Source organism: Paenibacillus curdlanolyticus YK9, from assembly GCF_000179615.1.
GTDB lineage: Bacteria > Bacillota > Bacilli > Paenibacillales > Paenibacillaceae > Paenibacillus_T > Paenibacillus_T curdlanolyticus.
The window spans coordinates 630,262-649,602 of sequence record NZ_AEDD01000001.1 but is presented as its reverse complement, the minus strand read 5'-3'; the positions used below and the strand labels follow the sequence as shown (position 1 = coordinate 649,602).

Below are 19,341 nucleotides of genomic sequence, written 5' to 3'. Positions count from 1 at the left end.
ATCCCCCCTTTCCGAAGCAAGCTTTTCTCGTTAGAGCGTTATTAGTCGATAGATACGGAATCTTGATGCATCGTATCCGACTCGTCCGACCTAGGACGCCCGAACTCTTGCTCCGCTTGCGTCTCGCTCTTGATATCGATCTTCCAGCCCGTCAGCTTTGCCGCAAGGCGAGCGTTCTGGCCTTTGATACCAATCGCAAGGGACAGTTGATAGTCAGGCACAATTACGCGGGCCATCTTCTCTTGCTCAAAGACAATAACCTCAAGCACCTTCGAAGGACTGAGCGCGTTTGCGACATATTCATCAATATTTTCCGACCAGCGGACGATATCGATTTTCTCGCCTTTCAACTCGTTGACGATTGTTTGCACGCGCATGCCTTTAGGGCCTACGCATGATCCGACAGGATCAACCTCAACATTGCGCGAATGGACTGCAATCTTCGAACGGAAGCCCGCTTCGCGAGCGACGGAACGAATCTCGACGACGCCGTCATAGATTTCTGGCACCTCAAGCTCGAACAACCGCTTCAACAGTCCTGGATGCGTCCGGGACATGATGATTTGCGGCCCTTTAGTCGTGTTTTCAACTTTCGTGATAAACGATTTGACGCGATCGCCATGCTTGAACTTGTCGGTCGGCATCAGTTCCGTCAACGGAAGCACCGCTTCGACCTTCCCTAAATCGACGAAGAGGTTGCGCGTATCTTGACGCTGAACGATACCATTGACGATATCTTCTTCTTTATCAATAAACGCGTTATAGATAAGTCCCCGTTCTGCTTCGCGAATACGCTGCGTCACGACTTGCTTCGCGGTTTGGGCTGCAATGCGGCCAAAATCACGCGGCGTTACCTCGATATCAGCGATGTCGTCGAGCTGGTAATGAGGGTTAATCTCCCTCGCCGCTTCAACGGTTATTTCCATGCGCGAGTCGAGCACCTCGTCGACAACCGTTTTACGCGCATACACTTTGATTACGCCCGTAAAACGGTTCACGTCGACGCGCACGTTCTGCGCAGTGTTAAAATTGCGCTTATAGCTGGAGATGAGCGCTGCTTCGATCGCATCAATAAGGATGTCCTTACTGATCCCTTTCTCTCGCTCAATTTCCTGCAAAGCTTCAATAAACTCCATGCTCATTAGAATGAGCTCCCCCTTTCATTCAATCACAAACGTGCTAGAATACGATAGCCAATCGTGCAGAAGCAATCTTTGCATACGGGATCTCAAAATTCCGCTGACCCTCGCGTATCGAAACGACTTCCCCATTAAACGACTGCAGCAGACCTTCGAATTCCTTTTGGCCATGCACAGGTTCATAAGTAGTCATATAGACATGCTTCCCGACGGCTTTATGCACGTCTTCCGGCTTCTTAAGCGGGCGTTCCGCACCAGGTGATGAAACCTCAAGAAAATAAGCATCCGTAATCGGATCCTTCTGATCGAGCTGCTCGCTCAAATATTCGCTGACACGACCGCATTCATCGATGTCGATGCCGCCTTCCTTATCAACGAAAATGCGAAGAAACCAGTTGCTGCCTTCCTTCACATATTCCACGTCTACAAGCTCGAACCCATTCTCGTCAATGAAAGGTTTAACCATTTCTTCAACGGTGCTTTTGATTATCGAAATACTCAAATGTTACGGACCTCCCGAATGTGACAATGGAAAAATGGCGAGACAAAACGTAAAGAGTGGGTTTCCCCACTCTTCGTTAGCCAGCCTATCCACATCTTTACCAGAAAAATTATAACATAACCATATCACAGGTGACAACCGCCTATTCGAAAAGCACAGGTGCCGCCAGCGTTGCAACTGATTGCAACAGTTAGAAGAGCGAGAGCTGATTCGATTCCGGCAAGCCGCGGAAGCAGCCCATCGATCCGAGCACCTCGATAATTGTTTTGGTCGCTTTGGATTTCATCTGGAAGTCCTCAATCGATAAATACTCGCCGTCATCACGTGACGCCGCAATGTTTCGTGCCGCGTTGTCGCCAATGCCCGCAATCGCTGCGAATGGCGGAATGAGCGATTGTCCATCCACGATAAACTTCGTCGCATCGGAGCGATACAAGTCGATCGGCTTGAACGAGAAGCCGCGTGCCGTCATTTCAAGCGCCATTTCCAACAGGGAGACACTGTTCTTCTCCTTCGGCGTAGCGTTGAAGCCCTTCTCCTCTATCTCTACTAATTTGCGCATGATTGCGTCATAGCCTTGACATAACAAATCCAGATCAAAATCCTCCGCACGAACGGTGAAATACGTCGCATAATATTCGATCGGATGATACAGCTTGAAGAACGCCGTACGAACGGCTGAAATAACGTAAGCAGCAGCATGGGCCTTCGGGAACATGTACTCGATTTTGAGGCAAGAATCAATGTACCATTGCGGCACCTTGCATCGTTTCATCTCTTCGATCCATTCCGGCGTAAGGCCTCTGCCCTTCCGCACGCTCTCGGTAATTTTGAAAGCTAGCGCAGCATCCATGCCAGCCTTGTAAATAAGGAAGAGCATGATCTCATCCCGGCAACCGATTACGGTTTTGATCGTACACGTATTGTTTTTGATTAATTCCTGGGCGTTGCCCAGCCAAACTCCCGTACCGTGCGACAGCCCTGATATTTGCAGCAAATCCGCAAAGGTTGACGGCTTCGTCTCTTCAAGCATTTGCCGTACGAACTTTGTGCCCATCTCTGGCACGCCGTAGGTCGCTACAGCCGAACGAATCTGCTGCGGCAGCACGCCGAGCGCATCCGTCGAGTTAAACATGCTCATAACCTTCGGATCGTTCATCGGAATGGTCGTCGGGTCGACGCCGGTTAAGTCCTGCAGCATCCGCATCATCGTCGGGTCGTCGTGTCCGAGAATATCAAGCTTGAGCAAGTTTTCTTCGAAGGCATGGTAGTCAAAATGTGTCGTTTTCCACTCTGCGTTCACATCATCCGCTGGATATTGAACCGGCGTAACGTCCTCGACTTCAATATAATCAGGCACGACGACGATACCGCCGGGATGCTGTCCCGAGCTCCGCTTCACGCCTGTACAGCCCGATGCAAGACGACTTAGCTCTGCGCCGCGCCACTTTTTCCCTTGCTCTTCCTCATATTTTTTGGCAAAGCCGTACGCCGTTTTCTCCGCAACCGTACCAATGGTACCGGCACGAAACACGTTTTTATCGCCAAACATGATTTTCGTATAGTTATGGGCAATAGGTTGATATTCGCCTGAGAAGTTCAAGTCGATATCCGGTACCTTATCCCCTTTAAATCCAAGGAACGTTTCGAACGGAATGTCCTGGCCCTCGCCCTTCATGTTCGTCCCGCAGTTCGGACACGCCTTGTTCGGCAAGTCGAAGCCGCTGCGAATGCTGCCGTCGAGGAACCACTCGCTATGCTTGCATGCTGTATTCGGGCACAGATAATGCGGGGGAAGCGGATTTACCTCCGAAATGCCAAGGAACGTAGCAACGACAGACGAGCCTACGGAACCCCGCGAACCGACCAAGTAACCGTCTTGATTCGATTTCTTAACCAATCGCTCGGAAATCAAATAGTTGGCGGAGAAGCCGTAGCCGATAATCGGAACGAGTTCTTTCTCCAGACGCTGTACGATAACATCCGGCACTTCATCGCCGTACAAGCGCTTGGCTGTATCATAGCAGGTCGCGCGAATTTCTTCCTCTGCTCCTTCGATGATTGGCGTGAACAGCTTGGAAGGGAACATATCAAACTTCTCGAAGCGGTCTGCCAGCTCATTCGTGTTGCGCACGACAACCTCGAACGCCTTCTCCTCGCCTAGAAAAGCAAATTCCCGAAGCATCTCGTCCGTCGTCCGGAAATGCGCATCCGGCTTTCGCATCCCTTTGAGCGGGCTGAAGCCGGTGATGCCTTGAATCGTAATATCCCGAAACACTTTGTCACGCGGGTTCAAATAATGCACGTTCCCCGTTGCGATGACCATTTTGTCCAGTTTCTTGCCAATTCGAACAACCCGACGCAGCGCTTCTTCAATTTCGGCACGGCTGCCGACAAGGCCTTTTTCAACAAGATGCATATAAAAATCAACCGGCTGAATTTCGAGGACATCATAGTACTGCGCAACATCCTCGGCTTCCTCCTCGGTCTTATTCAGCACGCTCTCGAAAAACTCGCCCTTCTCGCAGCCAGATATGATAAGCAAACCTTCGCGCAGCTCCGTCAGCTTGCTCTTAGGGATGCATGCCACCCGTTTGAAGTGCTCCGTATGCGAAAGCGAAATCAGCTTAAACAAGTTCTTCTTCCCTACTGCGTTTAATGCATAGATCCCGCAATGGAAAGGACGGCTATTCGACAAATCTAATCCGACATAATCGTTTAATTGATGAAGGCCCGTTACGTTACGTTCGTTACAGTCTTTAATCAAGCCGAATAAAACGCCGCCTAATGCGATGGAATCGTCTATAGCGCGGTGATGATTTTCAAGATTAATTTTATACCGTGCTGACAGCGTGTTCAGCCGATGGTTTTTCATCGATGGATGAAGAAATCGCGCGAGCTCCAGCGTATCAAGCACCGGATTCATCACCTCTGGCAGACCGATCGCTTTGCAATTCGCTTGGATAAACCCAATATCGAACCGTGCATTGTGCGCAACAAGAACAGCATCGCCGATAAATTCGACAAACTCCCGCAGCTTCGGCTCCAGCTCTGGCGCATCAACCACCATTTCGTCTGTGATATTCGTCAGTTGCTGGATATGGTACGGTATTTTCTCATGTGGATTAATGAATGTGGAGAATCGGTCAATTTCTTGTCCGCCCCGCATCTTAACGCCAGCTAACTCGATAATCTTGCAGTTAATGATGGACAAACCCGTCGTCTCGATATCGAATACGACATACTCTGCATCCGCTAGCGTCTCTTCTCTCGGATGGATGACCATCGGCACTGCATCGTTGATGACGTTCGCTTCCAAACCAAACAATACGTTAATGCCATGCTTTTTGGCCGCTTTCGCCGCCTCTGGATAACAGTGCACGTTGCTGTGGTCCGTAACCGCAATGGCCTTATGCCCCCACTTCGCAGCGGTCTTCACATAATCGCTTATCGACGCAACGGCATCCATCGTGCTCATCGTGGAGTGCAGATGAAACTCGACGCGCTTCTCAGCCGCTTCGTCCTTACGGTCAGCAGGCGCTTTGACTTCATGCAAATCGTTTGGCATCATTACGAGCTCGGGCTCCATCATGAAACGATCGTATTCAACGCGTCCTCTTGCTTTAATCCATTTGCCATTCGAGAGCTGGCTAAGAATCTTAACGTCTTCCTTCGTCTTCGCAAACATCTTCATCGCAATCGAATCCGAGAAGTCGGTTACGTTAAAGGTGAACAACGTGCTGCCGTTTCGCAGCTCCTTCGATTCTAAGCCGAACACGGTACCTTGGACCGCGATCTTCTTCTCTTCTTCGCGGATGTTCATAATCGGCACAGCTTCTTCGCGAATATCATATCCGACAGCCAAGGGCAGATCCCCTTCATCGGCGGCGTCGTCAAACGATTCCGGTTGCGAGCTTTCCATAATCTGCTGGATCGCTTCGCGCTCTTCTTGCTCCACTTTACGCTGGAATTCCTCGTAAGCTTCCTGGCGTCCCTGATTGCTCTGAGCGCCTGCTTTCAACTTTACGTGTACCGTTCGATCGAACCGGTCCATATAAAAGCTAGCGATCGCCTCGTCAATTCCTTTTTTCTTCGCTAATTCTAAGCCTGTCGCGTCCATCATGCTCAAGCTGAATTGGTCGCCATCCGATTCAGTGCCAGCGCGTGCCAGCCATCCATTAACGGAAGCCATCTCCCGCTGCGCCCATTCGACAAACAATGGCCAATATTCTTGTGTAATGGCTGATGTTTCGATTGATTGATCATAATGCATAACCACTGAGATTGCAGCAATATGGGAAAGTCGTTCAGCTATCGCTCTGCAAAATAACGAAAATGAAGCCCACGGCACAATCGCCGTTTTATGAAGATGAATCGTCCATTCACGATTGCTCTCGCTTACGACGACCCGCTCAATCTGTCCATCTTGAAAGTGAGAGCGTACTAAATCTTCAGGAATTTGTGCTTGGTTCATAAGCAGCTCAAAACGTTGACGCTTATGATTCGTCATGTACCTCTTGCCCCTTCCATCGGCCTTGGACCCGTACTCATCGACATTGTCTAGCCCTGTCGAATCTTGTGTTCATCGAATCTCATTATACTTGATTCTGATCGGTAATGGCATGCAGGAATTGTTCCAGTTGACGCCGAAACGAAAACGGCCCCCCTCTGTTGCAATAGGGGAGCCGTTGTTCAATCATGCACGAACGAGCAATTAGTACGCTCTTGCAAAGACGACCGTATGCTCGGATTTCTCTCCGCAAACGAGGCAAGTCGATTTATGCGAGGTTGGCTCGAACGGAATGTTTCGGCTCGTAGCGCCAGTCTCTTCTTTGACAGTTTTCTCGCAAGCTGCGGAACCGCACCAGCCAGCCTCAACAAATCCGCGCTTGTCTTCGAGGAACGCCTTCATCTCATCCAGCGTTTCAAGCGACTTGAAGTTATCTTCACGGAATTGCTTCGCGCGCTCGAACATGTCGTGGTGGATTTCTTCGAGCATACGCTCGACTTCCTCCACCAAATTCGCTTGTTGCACAACACGCTTCTCGCCCGATACTCGGGATACGAGCACTGCTTGTCCGTTCTCGCAATCGCGAGGGCCGATCTCAATGCGAAGCGGAACGCCTCGCATCTCGTATTCATTGAATTTCCAGCCTGGGCTTACGTCTGAACGATCGTCTACCCGAGTACGCACGCCTGCAGCTTTCAGCTGAGCGAACAGCTCATCTACGCGAGGCATAACGACGTCTCTCGTCTTCGGCGGTCCAATTGGAATCATGATCGCTTGCGTAGGCGCAACCTTCGGTGGCAGAGCCAAACCGCGGTCGTCGCCGTGCACCATGATCAATGCGCCGATCAAACGTGTGCTTACGCCCCATGAGGTCGTATGCGTAAATTGCAGTTGATTTTCCCGGTCAAGGAATTTGATATCAAATGCAACGGCGAAATTCGTTCCCAAGTAGTGGGACGTACCCGCTTGGACAGCACGGCCGTCCTTCATCATCGCTTCAATGGAATACGTATCGACTGCGCCGGCGAATTTCTCCGAAGGCGTCTTTTGGCCCACTACAACCGGAATTGCCAAGAAGTCTTGGACAAAATCGCGGTATACGTGCAGCATCCGCATCGTTTCTTCGCGCGCTTCCGTCTCGGTTTCGTGCGCGGTATGGCCCTCCTGCCAGAGGAATTCACTTGTACGCAGGAAAGGAAGCGTGCGCTTCTCCCACCGAACAACGTTCGCCCATTGGTTAATAAGAACCGGCAGGTCGCGGTACGATTGAATCCATTTGGCATACATATGCCCGAACATTGTCTCAGAGGTTGGACGAACGGCTAGGCGCTCCTCCAGCTTCTCGCCTGCTGCTTCCGTTACCCACGGAAGCTCTGGGTTAAAGCCTTCCACGTGCTCTTTCTCTTTCTGGAAAAAGCTCTCTGGAATAAACAGCGGGAAGTAAGCATTACGATGGCCCGTTTCCTTGAAACGGCGGTCGAGATCGCGTTGAATATTTTCCCATAATTCATAACCTTCAGGACGGAATACGATACAACCCCGCACCGGGGAGTAATCCATAAGTTCCGCCTTCTTAATTACATCAATATACCAACGCGAGAAATCTTCACTTTGCGGCGTAATTTCTGTTACAAAACCTTTCTCCTTCGCCATAGACGCCTTAATGCTCCCCTCTAAACAATCGCAATATATCGTTGTAGGTAACAACGACCATTAATAGCATAATCATCGCGAATCCGATGAAATGAACCAGACTCTCTCGATTCGGATCCAGCGGCTTCCCACGAACAGCCTCGACGCCCAAGAAAATAAGCCGGCTGCCGTCAAGCGCAGGAATTGGCAACAGGTTGAATATACCGAGGTATAAGCTTAACAATGCCGCCCAGCTTGTCAGCTTCGTAATTCCCTGCGCTGCAATCTGTCCCGTTACTTCAGCTGTACGCACGGGACCGCCAAGATCATCCAGCTTGAACTGTCCCAGGACTAGCTTCTTAAAGCCATCAAATATCGCGACCGTCATGTTTTTCATATATTGGCCCGACAATGAGATGGTTTCACCAAAGGAAGCAGCTCTCGTCGGATATGCAAACGCGATCCCGACCTTCCCTACCCCTGATTCCTTATCGAGGATGGGTGTCACGGTAAGCTTGCGCAGCTCGCCATCGCGAACAATTTCCCAAGTGGTCGGCTTGCCTGGTGAATCGCCAATCATTTTGATCATTTTCTCGGAATCAACGCCGATTGTCACGCCGTTAATCGTCCGAATCTCGTCGCCGACCTTCAAATCAGCCTTCTCCGCTGGCTTGCCGCTCACGATCTCGCCAACGAGAAGCTTATCCGGATGGTCAACAGGGACTCCTGACAGTTGAACGTAAATGCCAACTAGTACGAACGCGAGTACAAAGTTCATGAATGGTCCGGCAAAGATAGCCAATGCGCGTTGCCCAACCGTCTTGCTTCCAAACTGCCGGTCAATCGGCGCAATTTGCGTTTCTTTGCCCTTGGTAATCATCAGCGCTTGCGGGTGTATGCGGTAGGTTTCCGAAACGCCATCCACGTCAAGCGTCACCGATAGATTCCGCTCCAGATCAATAGCAATGACTTCACCGCGAATGACTTGGCTCCGTTCATCCAGTCGATCCAAATACAGCCGCGTGACTTGGTCATTCGCAATTCTGACAGCGATTGTCTGGCCCTCGGCAACTTCCACGATTTCCGGATCTTCACCCGCCATCCGAACAAATCCGCCCGCTGGAATTAGCCGCAGCGTATATCGCGTTTCGCCCCGCTTAATCGACAGCAGCTTAGGCCCGAAGCCGATCGCAAATTCGCGAACGAGAATCCCTGCCCGTTTCGCAAAATAGTAATGGCCCCACTCGTGAATCGTTACGATGACGAAAAATACGAGCACAGTCAAAAAGATGACTTGTATCATAGGCATGGCTTGGCAGCCTCCTGTTCCTGATCCAATATGTATCGGTGTTAAAGCTTGTTACTAATTTATCATTATTCTGCTACCCGATACAAGAGAACCCGTCCATTAGGATCTAAGCTGAAGAAGACGTCATCCTTGCCCAAGCATCTGCATCAGCAATGGTCGCCTGATCAGGATTAGCAATTGGAGCGTGTTTCTCAAGGACTGTCTCTACGATACGATCAATATCCAGAAAACCGATTTCGCCCTGCAAGAATCGTGCAACGGCGACTTCATTCGCAGCATTGAATGCGGTAGTTGCGGTACCGCCCGCACGTCCTGCAGCATACGCCAACCGCATCATCGGGTATCTCTGCTCATCCATTTCACGGAAATGAAGCGCGCCTTGCTTGACCAGGTCGAGACGGCCTGTCGGAGTCGGACGCCGTTCAGGATAGGTAAGAGCATATTGAATCGGTACCCGCATATCAGGCAACCCGAGTTGAGCCATGACGCTGTGATCTTCGAATTCGACATAAGAGTGAATGATGCTCTCTGGGTGAATCACGACGTCGATATCGTCATAACCGATATCATAAAGCCATCGGGCTTCAATGACTTCGAGTCCCTTGTTCGCCATTGTAGCCGAGTCAATCGTTATCTTGGCGCCCATAGACCAGTTCGGGTGCTTAAGCGCTTGTTCCACTGTAACGCCAGCGAGCTCATCTCTGCTTCTATCGCGGAACGAGCCTCCGGAGGCCGTTAGCGTTATACGCTTAATTGAACGAGGGTTCTCGCCATTCAGGCATTGAAAAATAGCCGAGTGCTCGCTATCGATCGGCATAATGGATACGGAACGCTGCTTCGCAAGAGACATCACGAGATGACCAGCGGTTACTAACGTTTCTTTATTAGCCAACCCAACCGATTTACCCGCTTCGATCGCTGCTAAAGTTGCGCCTAACCCTCTGCTGCCAACGATAGCCGTTACGACAACATCAGACTGTCCGCCTGCAGCCAAATCAATTAAACCTTGCTCGCCGTGTACGACTTCCGTTCCAGCGGGCACATGCAGTTTCACTTCTGCAGCATCAGCAGCAGATGCTACACATACGCGCTTTGGTTTAAACTGATCCACTTGCTCCAGCAACAAAGCGATATTGCTGCCAGCTGAAAGCCCTTCAACCTCGTAAAGCTCGCGGTCGTTGGCAATGACGTCCAAGGTTTGTGTACCAATAGAACCCGTTGATCCTAATATTGTCACTTTTTTAGCCATTGCTTTCCCTCCTCCCCCAGACAATGAGATCATAGCACTTCGATGTTATACAGGCAGAAGTCCAGTAATAACCAGTAGCGGGAACACGATAATCCAGCTGTCACAACGGTCCAGCACGCCGCCATGACCAGGCAAAAGCGCGCCAGAATCCTTGATCCCACGTACCCGTTTGTACGCGGACTGAATCAAATCGCCCATCTGTCCTGCAAAAGCGCTTACCGCCGCAATAGCGATTGCTGTTCCAAAATGAATCCAATCGGGTGCGCACCAAGCAAATATCGCGCCGACACCGATTGAGAGAAGAATGCCTCCAAGTGAACCTTCGATCGTTTTATTCGGGCTGATGGATGGCCACAGCTTGTTGCGGCCAATCGCTTTGCCAACAAAATATGCACCAATATCAGATGCCCAAATGCAGCCAAACGCTAGAAACGACAAATACAGTCCGTGCGGGTCGATCGAACGGACTGTGAGCATCGCGTCGAAGCCATATCCGACATAAAGCGAGCCAAGCACCAATAGTGAAGCACCATCAATCGTCACCTTATTTTTGGTTACAACTGTGATCGTCAATTGCAAGAGCATGAGCAACCATAATACGGAGGTTACCGATGGCTGGTCGACGCCGAACAGGTCCCACGGGAGCACCAGCAGCAATACGCCAAGAAACCCGACGAGGGAGGACGGATGAAGCAAGCCGAAACCATTCATTTTCACATATTCATGGAAACCGATAAGGGCTAACAGTACGATTAATCCAGCATATAGCCAGCTGCCAGCAACAATCGCGCCAGCAAATACGATGCCTGCCAATATTCCGGTAACAATTCGTTGCTTCAACTTGTTCACTCCATTATTTCGTTACAAGCCGCCATACCGGCGCGCACGGCGTTGATATTCCGCGATCGCCTCGTGAAAATGGCTCTCCGAAAATTCAGGCCAGTAGACGTCTGTAAACCACATTTCGCTGTATGCTAATTGCCAGAGCATAAAGTTGCTAAGGCGGAGTTCTCCGCTTGTTCGAATGAGCAGGTCGGGATCCGGCAGCCCGTTCGTAAAGAGCCGTTCTGCGATCGTCGATTCCTCGATGTCTTCCGGCTTTAACTCGCCATCACGCACGGCTTCCGCTATTCGCTTTACGGCATCTGTCATTTCCGTCCGGCTGCCGTAGTTAAGCGCGAAGTTGAGAATCAAACCCGTGTTATCAGCCGTTCTTGCAATGGCTTCCTCCAACGCGCGAATCGTATGGCTTGGCAACGCATCACGATAGCCCATCATTCTGACCTGTACGTTGTTCGCAATTAATTCCTCCAGCTCAATGGACAAGAACTCCTGTGGAAGCCGCATTAAAAAATCAACTTCCGCTTTAGGGCGTTTCCAATTTTCCGTCGAAAAGGCGTACAACGTCAAATATTGAATGCCCAACCGATCTGCTGCCATCGTAATCTGCTTAACTACCTTCATACCGGTATGATGTCCGGCAATGCGAGGCAATCCGCGACTTTTTGCCCAACGTCCATTGCCGTCCATAATGATGGCAACATGCTTAGGCATGTTATCCTTGGTTAAGGTATGTACGCTGTCGGATGACGGTTTACCGAACTTGGCCCAAAAACGATCGATCATCCGGGACCCCTCCTATGATACAACAAACCCCACCTATCGGAGGGGCAGCATCGTCTATTTAAACTTCCATAATTTCTTTTTCTTTAGCAGCAAGCACTTTGTCTACTTCGCCGACAAAGCGGTCCGTCGTCTTCTGGATATCATCTTGATGGCGACGCGATTCGTCCTCAGAGATCGCATCCTTCTCAAGCTTCTTGATATCATCATTCGCATCACGACGAATGTTGCGAACGGCAATCTTCGCTTCCTCACCGAACTTCTTCGTCAGCTTCACAAGCTCAGAGCGGCGCTCTTCAGTCAGTGCTGGAATCGACAAACGGATTGTGCTGCCGTCATTAGAAGGCGTCAATCCCAAATCGGATTTCATGATCGCTTTTTCGATTGCAGCTAATGAAGATTTGTCCCATGGCTGCAAAAGAAGCGTGCGCGAATCAGGCGTATTGATGTTCGCCAATTGATTCACTGGCGTCATTGCGCCGTAATACTCAACTTGAATGCGATCGAGCAACGCTGGCGTCGCACGTCCTGCGCGGAGCGTTGCCAAATCACGTTTCAGCGCTCCGATTGCTTTCTCCATCCGTTCCTCTGCATCTTTCTTAATCGCTTGAGGCACTAGTTGACACTCCCTTTCACGATCGTACCAATTCGTTCACCTAGAATAACACGTTTAATATTACCAGATTCCGTAATTGAGAATACGATCAGCGGAATATTGTTATCCATGCAGAGCGAGGATGCCGTAGCGTCCATAACGCCGAGGTTTTTGTTCAGCACTTCCATGTAAGTAAGCTGGTCGTATTTCTCTGCAGTTGGATCCTTGAACGGATCTGCGGAGTATACGCCATTAACTTTATTTTTAGCCATAAGAATGACTTCAGCTTCAATCTCAGCAGCACGCAGAGCGGCTGTCGTATCTGTGGAGAAGAATGGATTGCCCGTACCCGCTGCGAAAATAACGACGCGACCCTTTTCAAGATGTCGAATAGCACGACGACGAATATACGGTTCAGCGATCTGCTGCATCGCAATTGACGTTTGAACACGGGTTGGCACGCCAATTTGCTCCAAAGCGTCTTGCAGGGCCAGCGAGTTCATAACCGTTGCCAGCATGCCCATGTAGTCAGCAGTAGCGCGGTCGATGCCTTTTGCAGTTCCTGCGATGCCACGCCAAATGTTGCCGCCGCCTACGACGATTGCAACCTCTACATTCAGTTCAATAACTTCTTTCACTTGTTCGGCGATAGATGCGATTACGCTTGCTTCAATGCCATAACCGCCTTGACCGGCGAGTGCTTCACCGCTCACTTTGAGTACTACGCGTTTAAAAACTGGACGTTCCATTTATCATTACCTCCATCTTGCACCTCGACAATTGCCGAGATCGTTTCTGCATATATCGCCGGGCATACAAGAGGGCGGGGCAGACACCCCGCCCCGCCTGCTGTAAGTCAATTACAGTTTTGCTTGAGCCATAACTTCTTCTACGAAGTTATCAACTTTTTTCTCAAGGCCTTCGCCCAGTTCATAACGAACAAAGCGACGGATCGAAATGTTTTCGCCGATCGTGCTGATTTTTTCGTTCAGCAATTGCGATACTTTTTTGTCTGGGTCTTTGATGAACGATTGATCCATCAAGCAATATTCTTCGAAGAATTTGCTGATGCGGCCATCAACCATTTTCTCAACGATGTTAGCTGGTTTGCCTTCGTTAAGCGCTTGGTTCGTCAGAATTTCGCGCTCTTTATCGATATCGGATTGCGGAACTTCTTCACGACGAACATATTTAGGGCTCGCTGCTGCGATTTGCATTGCGATGTCGCGTGCGAATTCGCGGAATTGATCCGTTTTACCAACGAAGTCCGTTTCACAGTTGATTTCTACGAGCACGCCGATACGGCCGCCTGCATGGATGTAGGATTCAACAGTACCTTCAGTTGCTGCACGACCTGCTTTGTTAGCTGCAGCGGAAAGGCCCTTCTCACGAAGAATCTCGGAAGCTTTTTGGATATCGCCGTTTGCTTCATCCAATGCTTTTTTGCAATCGAGCATACCTGCGCCCGTTTTTTCACGCAATTCTTTTACTGCACTCGCACTTACTGCCATGTGTATAACCTCCTGAATAAATGTTCGTATTCCATGTTTAGAAAGAAAGGGCGGTGAGGAGGTATAACACCTTCTGACCACCCTTTCTTGTTGCTGTCGAATATTGATTACGCAGTCGTTTGTTCGCCTTGGTTAGCTTCAACGATAGCGTCAGCCATTTTCGAAGTAAGCAGCTTAACCGCGCGAATCGCGTCGTCATTACCAGGAATGACATAGTCGATTTCGTCCGGATCGCAGTTTGTGTCGACGATGCCGACGATTGGGATACCAAGTTTACGAGCTTCCGCTACTGCGATACGCTCTTTGCGCGGGTCGATGATGAACAGCGCGCTCGGCAAACCTTTCATGCCTTTGATGCCGCCGAGGAATTTCTCGAGGCGATCTTTTTCTTTGCGAAGAATGATAACTTCTTTCTTAGGCAACACGTTGAACGTGCCGTCTTCTTCCCATTTCTCAAGTTGCTTCAGGCGATCGATACGCTTTTGAATCGTTTGGAAGTTCGTAAGCGTACCACCCAGCCAACGTTGATTGATGTAGAAGTTGCCGCAACGAGCCGCTTCTTCTTTAACGGAGTCTTGAGCTTGTTTTTTCGTACCAACGAAAAGTACCGTGCCGCCTTCTGCAGCAACCGATTTAACGAAGTTGTATGCTTCGTCAACTTTTTTGACCGTCTTTTGAAGGTCGATGATGTAAATACCGTTTCTTTCAGTGAAGATATAACGATCCATTTTCGGGTTCCAACGACGTGTTTGGTGACCGAAGTGTACACCAGCTTCGAGAAGCTGTTTCATGGAAATTACCGCCATATCACTACACCTCCTATAATTGGTTTTGGAATGTTCCTCCGCCCGTCGCATCTTTCGTCAAAACTTACCGTCCCGGCAAGCACCGTTGACGAAATTAACAGGGCGTGTGTTTTAACACCGTGAATTACTATATCATAAATAAAAGCGCTATGCAAGCAAGCATAGCGCTTTTAATCAATTATTTCGACTGTTTTCGATCAGCCTCTTGTTGCGAGAGCGGTTTACTCGTTAGAATATCCACTGTTTCTTGTAAAGTCGGCTTTCCTGTAAATGAAAAATAACCAGCTCGCACCAGTTTTTTATCGTTGCGCATCTTCGCGATAAATTTGCTCTGGCTATCAATAATGCCATTATCCGCCAAAATCTTCGCTGTTTGCGTTAAATTCGAGCCCGGCTTTATCCGAATAATAACCGGTTTCGCCGTTTCTTGTACTGTCGGCTTCGTAACGGGATCGGTTGCCCCTTGTTTGGGCTGCTCAGGAGCTGCAGGCGCTTTAGAATCAACAGGCGCGTCAACGGAAGGGTCCGTCGGTTTTTTCGTTGGCGTGACCTCTGCAGGCTCAGATGGCTTCTTCCCGCTATCACCTGCATTGGTGGTGTTGTCTACTTTCGCCTGTTCACCGCTAGCCTCTGCTGCTTCTTTGTCCAATTTTGCCTTCTCCACCAACTGCTGAACTTCTTGCTCGGTATACAATCGTTCATCGCTCTTATTATCAGTACCGCCTTCACCCACAATCATAACTTGAAGGAGCAGGCCGCCTGCAATAATCCCTACGCCCAAACCAGCAAGGAAGCGCTTATCTTTAAACACGCGCACCCTCCTCCTGTTTGGCAAGCTGAAGAATCAATTGTACCTCGCCTTTATTCATCCCCAGCTTTCGAGCGACCGATTCAACCGATTTGCCTTGATCGTACATCTCGAATAATTCAGCATAGCGGCTGCGAATCGATGGACGAGGCGGAGCGGCCGGCGGCTCTTCGTCTAATGCTGCAATTGCGCTTTCATCATGCGCAGCGCCTGGACTTGGCTGCGCAGGGTGAACGGGAGACGCTGCTTGCTGGACCATAAATTGGGCTGCTTGTTCAAGCTTCGTCTCCAAATCCGCGCAGCGCTGCTCCAGATCATTGATGCGCTGCTCTCGCTGCTGCAGCTGCGCCGTGTTTTCGATCCGGTTTTGTTTTACCAGCTCAACCAGCTCGCGGTTATCGGACTCCATATTTTCCATAAATTGCTCAAGCGCAATTTCCATGTTTTGCGTTTGGTTCGTCTTCTCGGGTACCGGCTTTTTACGCGGCAACGCCAATGCTATCACTAGCACAAACGCGCCAAGCAAGACGATATAGCCCCACGGTGCCAATTGCATATTCTTTCACCTGCTTCGTTGTTGAGAGGCTGCCCTCCAACATGTTGCCTTCTTATTTGATGCTAGTTCGCATTAAAGAGAAAAATCGATGTGCTTCCCTTTATAGGGATGATTGTCGCTTCGGGAACGATCATCCTCATGCTCTCCTTGCGTTTCCCGTTTCTTCCGTCCCTGCTGGTTTGAGCTGTTGTTTCCGCCGCCATCGCGTATTGAGGACTTGGAAGGCTCTTCGACGCCCTCATTGCGTGTCCGTGCCAAATCAGCTTGCTTCATAGCAGCGCCCTCCAAATGCGTTTGATCCATAACTGGCTTTTGTAAAGCTTGGCTATGAGCAACGCCATGGTCAGGCATTCTAGAAACGGAAAGCTGCAAGTCAATCGAACGATACGACATCTTCAACATCTCCTTTCCATAAACGGTTTCCGGCTAATGCACCTTCGTCTTAATAAGGCACCATCATGACTTCGCCCTCTTGCAGCCGGAACGACATCCGTGGTGTAGTATCTTTTATAAATCGCGTATACCGGCCAATCACAATCTTGGTACCGCCGTAGCAAGTGTTTAACACGTCAACTCGAGCTAGATCGGTATCTTCGAGCGCTTTCTCGATATCAAAAATACGCTCGCGCTTCGACTCGATCTGTTCAACCGCTTGGCGCTTGGTAGCAGTAAGCTTGATCCGCAGTGCAAGCTTATCGTCCGAAAGCTGTCCGGTTGAGGCCAAATGATCCAAAAGACCAAGCGCTTTCTCCGTCTTGTCCAGTCCGTCTGCAAGCTGGCGAAGGCTTGCGCGCAGCTCCTGCAAATCTGTGCGAAGCTCCGGTCGAACGCCTACCTCAATGGTCGTCGCAGTCGACATCGTATTGCCAATCGTACGTGCCGCCACACGTTCGCCAGCTAATATCGATCCGCCAACGACAAGACCTTTTGGTCCCGCGCATATAACAGACTTTCCAGCCTTAATTTGCGAATGCATGATGCTTTGGCTGACAATGATATCTTGCCCTGCCGTTAGCCTGCCATCTTGCACGAAGGTCAGCTTGATGTTCTTGCCGGCTTTCAGATGTCCTTTGTCACCCGCCATGACGCCACCGGTTATTTCAATAGAAGCTTCGCTCTCAAGCTCTGCTCCCTCTACTCCCCCAATGACGCGGATATCGCCGGATGCCTTTACACGAAACCCTGTCAAGACGTTGCCGCGAATAACGACGGTGCCGACAAAATCGATGTTCCCCGTACTATAATCGACATCTCCATTCACTTCATAGACCGGAAAAACATTAATTTTTTCTTTTTCGGTCTTCGTTATGAGACCGTCGATCGCAGCATACATTGCTGTCTGCTCAGCATTGACTACGACATTTTTGCCAATGCGGAATCGGCCTTCCTTGCCATTCCTGCCCGGAAGAACCTCACCTGTAACGCTCTTGCCTTCAACGCCATCGGTTGCTGGAATTTTCTCGGCAATAAGCTGACCACGCTTCACGTTATTCAGCCGGTTTACTTCCTTCAGGTCCACTTTGCCATCAGCTGTTTCAACGGGACGCTGGTGATCCTCATCATCAAGCTGATAGGCGAGGCGTATGTAACCGTCCTCGCCTTGTTTAGGCTCGTCCCCAATTGCAATTTGAGTCTGGGCGTAAAAGTACGCTTTCGGATCTTTCGCAACCTTGTGGATTATGTCATACTGCAGCCCGTAGATGACGCATTGCTTTTAACGAAGTTTTCCAATGCCTCAGGCGTACATGAGAACGTTTCGTCAGCACGATTGAACTGCAAAAATGCTGAAAGCTTATCCGCTGCTATCTGAATCTGGATAAGCGTTTCTAGGTGTTCAGCTTCGCTCACAGAAGCTCCTCCTTAACGTTATGTGTTTTGGAGCAATTGATCTTTATTTTTAGCTAAAGCTCCGCGAAGCCGCAATATCGCCTTCGAATGCAGCTGAGAAATTCGTGAAGGAGACAGCGACATAACCTCTGCGATTTCGCTGAGCGACAATTCTTCGTAATAAAATAAGGAAACGACTGTACGTTCCTTTTCTGTTAAACGCTCGATGCCTTTCACAAGCGATTCTTTCAAATAAAACTCATGTACTTTGTAATCCGGATTTTTGGCTTTCTCATCTACTAACAAAGACAACCGCGTCTCGGATTCTTCTTCTCGAATCGGATCTTCTAACGAACAAATCGTAGTCACTGCGATTTCTTGCAAAATCCCCGTGAATTCTTTCTCAGATACGTTTAAATAATCGCTAATTTCCGCATCCGTAACGGAGCGCAAATATTTTTGCTCCAGAAGCTGGTAGGCTTCCTCGATCCGTTTGGCCTTGTCGCGAACGGAACGCGGTACCCAGTCCCCTTGGCGAAGCCCGTCGATGATACCGCCGCGAATTCGCCACGAGGCATACGTCTCGAACTGTAAGCCCCGCTCATAATCGAATTTTTCGATCGCATCGATGAGACCCATTACGCCATTGCTGTATAGGTCATCCTTGGATACCGTTTTTGGCAGACCGATCGCCATCCGGCTTGTAACATAATCTACCAAAGGCAAATACTGCTCAATGAGTTGCTTCTTCGCTTCGATGTCCTTCTCTGTCTTCCATTTGCGCCATTTCTCGATGTTAGACAAATGAGGCGTTTTCGGCTCAGTCATCGTTTCACCCTCCTGTCAGGTGACGTATTGCTTTGGCTAGTTCTTCGGGCTCTTTATTCTGTGTTGAGACTAACTTAGGCGGCTTTAAAGGCTGAAAGCCTGATCCTGACGACGACGCGACATTCTGTTCATTGTTCATGTTGTTCGTACCTGTTGTTTTGAGCATATCATGCAGTTCATCGGTTTCATCCGGCGTAACCGCTTCGAATCGGCTGCCCGCCGTCTGTTCCTCAGAACGGTCATCTGCTCCGAGAGGGCCCGGAGTCGGTGCAAGCGCGAACGACAGCACCGCTCGGAATAGATAGGCCAGTACGAAGAATGCGGCCAATGCATATCCGCTTCTGATCACACTGACACCAAACGTGTTGCTGTTCATAGAAAACAGCAGCGTCAGTAATCCTCCGGCCACTCCGAATCCGACATTCCAGCGCCATGTTCCTACCATG

The 19,341-nt window shown here is 49.8% G+C and carries 17 protein-coding genes and 1 pseudogene; all 18 read right to left on the bottom strand.

Annotated elements, in window-relative coordinates:
• Window positions 1-41 precede the first annotated feature (41 nt).
• Window positions 42-1,142, bottom strand: coding sequence for a transcription termination factor NusA (nusA, locus tag PAECUDRAFT_RS03045; RefSeq protein WP_006036628.1), 1,101 nt, complete (start codon window positions 1,140-1,142; stop codon window positions 42-44).
• Window positions 1,143-1,179: 37 nt separating this feature from the next.
• Window positions 1,180-1,641, bottom strand: coding sequence for a ribosome maturation factor RimP (rimP, locus tag PAECUDRAFT_RS03040; RefSeq protein ID WP_006036627.1), 462 nt, complete (start codon window positions 1,639-1,641; stop codon window positions 1,180-1,182).
• 190 nt (window positions 1,642-1,831) lie between these two features.
• Entirely contained in the window at window positions 1,832-6,151 is a 4,320-nt protein-coding gene (locus PAECUDRAFT_RS03035; RefSeq protein WP_006036626.1) for a PolC-type DNA polymerase III, read from the bottom strand.
• A gap of 204 nt (window positions 6,152-6,355) precedes the next feature.
• Complete coding sequence (gene proS / locus PAECUDRAFT_RS03030; RefSeq protein ID WP_006036625.1) at window positions 6,356-7,804, bottom strand: proline--tRNA ligase; 1,449 nt, start codon at window positions 7,802-7,804, stop codon at window positions 6,356-6,358.
• Between the two features lie 7 nt (window positions 7,805-7,811).
• Complete coding sequence (gene rseP / locus PAECUDRAFT_RS03025) at window positions 7,812-9,092, bottom strand: RIP metalloprotease RseP (protein ID WP_006036624.1); 1,281 nt, start codon at window positions 9,090-9,092, stop codon at window positions 7,812-7,814.
• Window positions 9,093-9,198: 106 nt separating this feature from the next.
• The gene (locus PAECUDRAFT_RS03020) at window positions 9,199-10,341 is read right to left on the bottom strand and encodes a 1-deoxy-D-xylulose-5-phosphate reductoisomerase (protein WP_006036623.1); all 1,143 of its coding nucleotides are present in this window, start codon (window positions 10,339-10,341) and stop codon (window positions 9,199-9,201) included.
• 45 nt (window positions 10,342-10,386) lie between these two features.
• Window positions 10,387-11,181 carry a phosphatidate cytidylyltransferase gene (locus tag PAECUDRAFT_RS03015; RefSeq protein ID WP_006036622.1) on the bottom strand — a complete coding sequence of 265 codons (795 nt, stop codon included), beginning with the start codon at window positions 11,179-11,181 and terminating at the stop codon, window positions 10,387-10,389.
• A 21-nt stretch (window positions 11,182-11,202) separates the two neighbouring features.
• Window positions 11,203-11,967: an isoprenyl transferase gene (locus PAECUDRAFT_RS03010; RefSeq protein WP_006036621.1), complete on the bottom strand. Its 765-nt coding sequence runs from the start codon at window positions 11,965-11,967 to the stop codon at window positions 11,203-11,205.
• Between the two features lie 58 nt (window positions 11,968-12,025).
• Window positions 12,026-12,580 carry a ribosome recycling factor gene (frr, locus tag PAECUDRAFT_RS03005; protein WP_006036620.1) on the bottom strand — a complete coding sequence of 185 codons (555 nt, stop codon included), beginning with the start codon at window positions 12,578-12,580 and terminating at the stop codon, window positions 12,026-12,028.
• Entirely contained in the window at window positions 12,580-13,308 is a 729-nt protein-coding gene (gene pyrH, locus PAECUDRAFT_RS03000; RefSeq protein ID WP_006036619.1) for a UMP kinase, read from the bottom strand. Before pyrH ends, frr begins: the two co-directional genes overlap by 1 nt.
• A 111-nt stretch (window positions 13,309-13,419) precedes the next feature.
• The gene (tsf, locus tag PAECUDRAFT_RS02995; protein WP_006036618.1) at window positions 13,420-14,070 is read right to left on the bottom strand and encodes a translation elongation factor Ts; all 651 of its coding nucleotides are present in this window, start codon (window positions 14,068-14,070) and stop codon (window positions 13,420-13,422) included.
• Window positions 14,071-14,177: 107 nt separating this feature from the next.
• Complete coding sequence (gene rpsB / locus PAECUDRAFT_RS02990) at window positions 14,178-14,876, bottom strand: 30S ribosomal protein S2 (protein ID WP_006036617.1); 699 nt, start codon at window positions 14,874-14,876, stop codon at window positions 14,178-14,180.
• 178 nt (window positions 14,877-15,054) lie between these two features.
• On the bottom strand, window positions 15,055-15,687 hold the full coding sequence (locus PAECUDRAFT_RS02985) for a hypothetical protein (protein WP_006036616.1): 633 nt from the start codon (window positions 15,685-15,687) through the stop codon (window positions 15,055-15,057).
• Entirely contained in the window at window positions 15,680-16,240 is a 561-nt protein-coding gene (locus PAECUDRAFT_RS02980) for a DUF6115 domain-containing protein (protein WP_006036615.1), read from the bottom strand. The genes PAECUDRAFT_RS02985 and PAECUDRAFT_RS02980 overlap by 8 nt, the downstream gene beginning before the upstream one ends.
• A 72-nt stretch (window positions 16,241-16,312) precedes the next feature.
• On the bottom strand, window positions 16,313-16,633 hold the full coding sequence (locus tag PAECUDRAFT_RS02975; protein WP_006036614.1) for a hypothetical protein: 321 nt from the start codon (window positions 16,631-16,633) through the stop codon (window positions 16,313-16,315).
• A 49-nt stretch (window positions 16,634-16,682) separates the two neighbouring features.
• Window positions 16,683-18,088: pseudogene (locus PAECUDRAFT_RS02970) on the bottom strand (DUF342 domain-containing protein).
• Between the two features lie 18 nt (window positions 18,089-18,106).
• Window positions 18,107-18,895, bottom strand: a complete 789-nt coding sequence (locus PAECUDRAFT_RS02965) for a FliA/WhiG family RNA polymerase sigma factor (RefSeq protein WP_006036611.1) — start codon at window positions 18,893-18,895, stop codon at window positions 18,107-18,109.
• 4 nt (window positions 18,896-18,899) lie between these two features.
• Window positions 18,900-19,340, bottom strand: coding sequence for a hypothetical protein (locus PAECUDRAFT_RS02960; protein WP_006036610.1), 441 nt, complete (start codon window positions 19,338-19,340; stop codon window positions 18,900-18,902).
• Between the last annotated feature and the right edge of the window lies 1 nt (window position 19,341).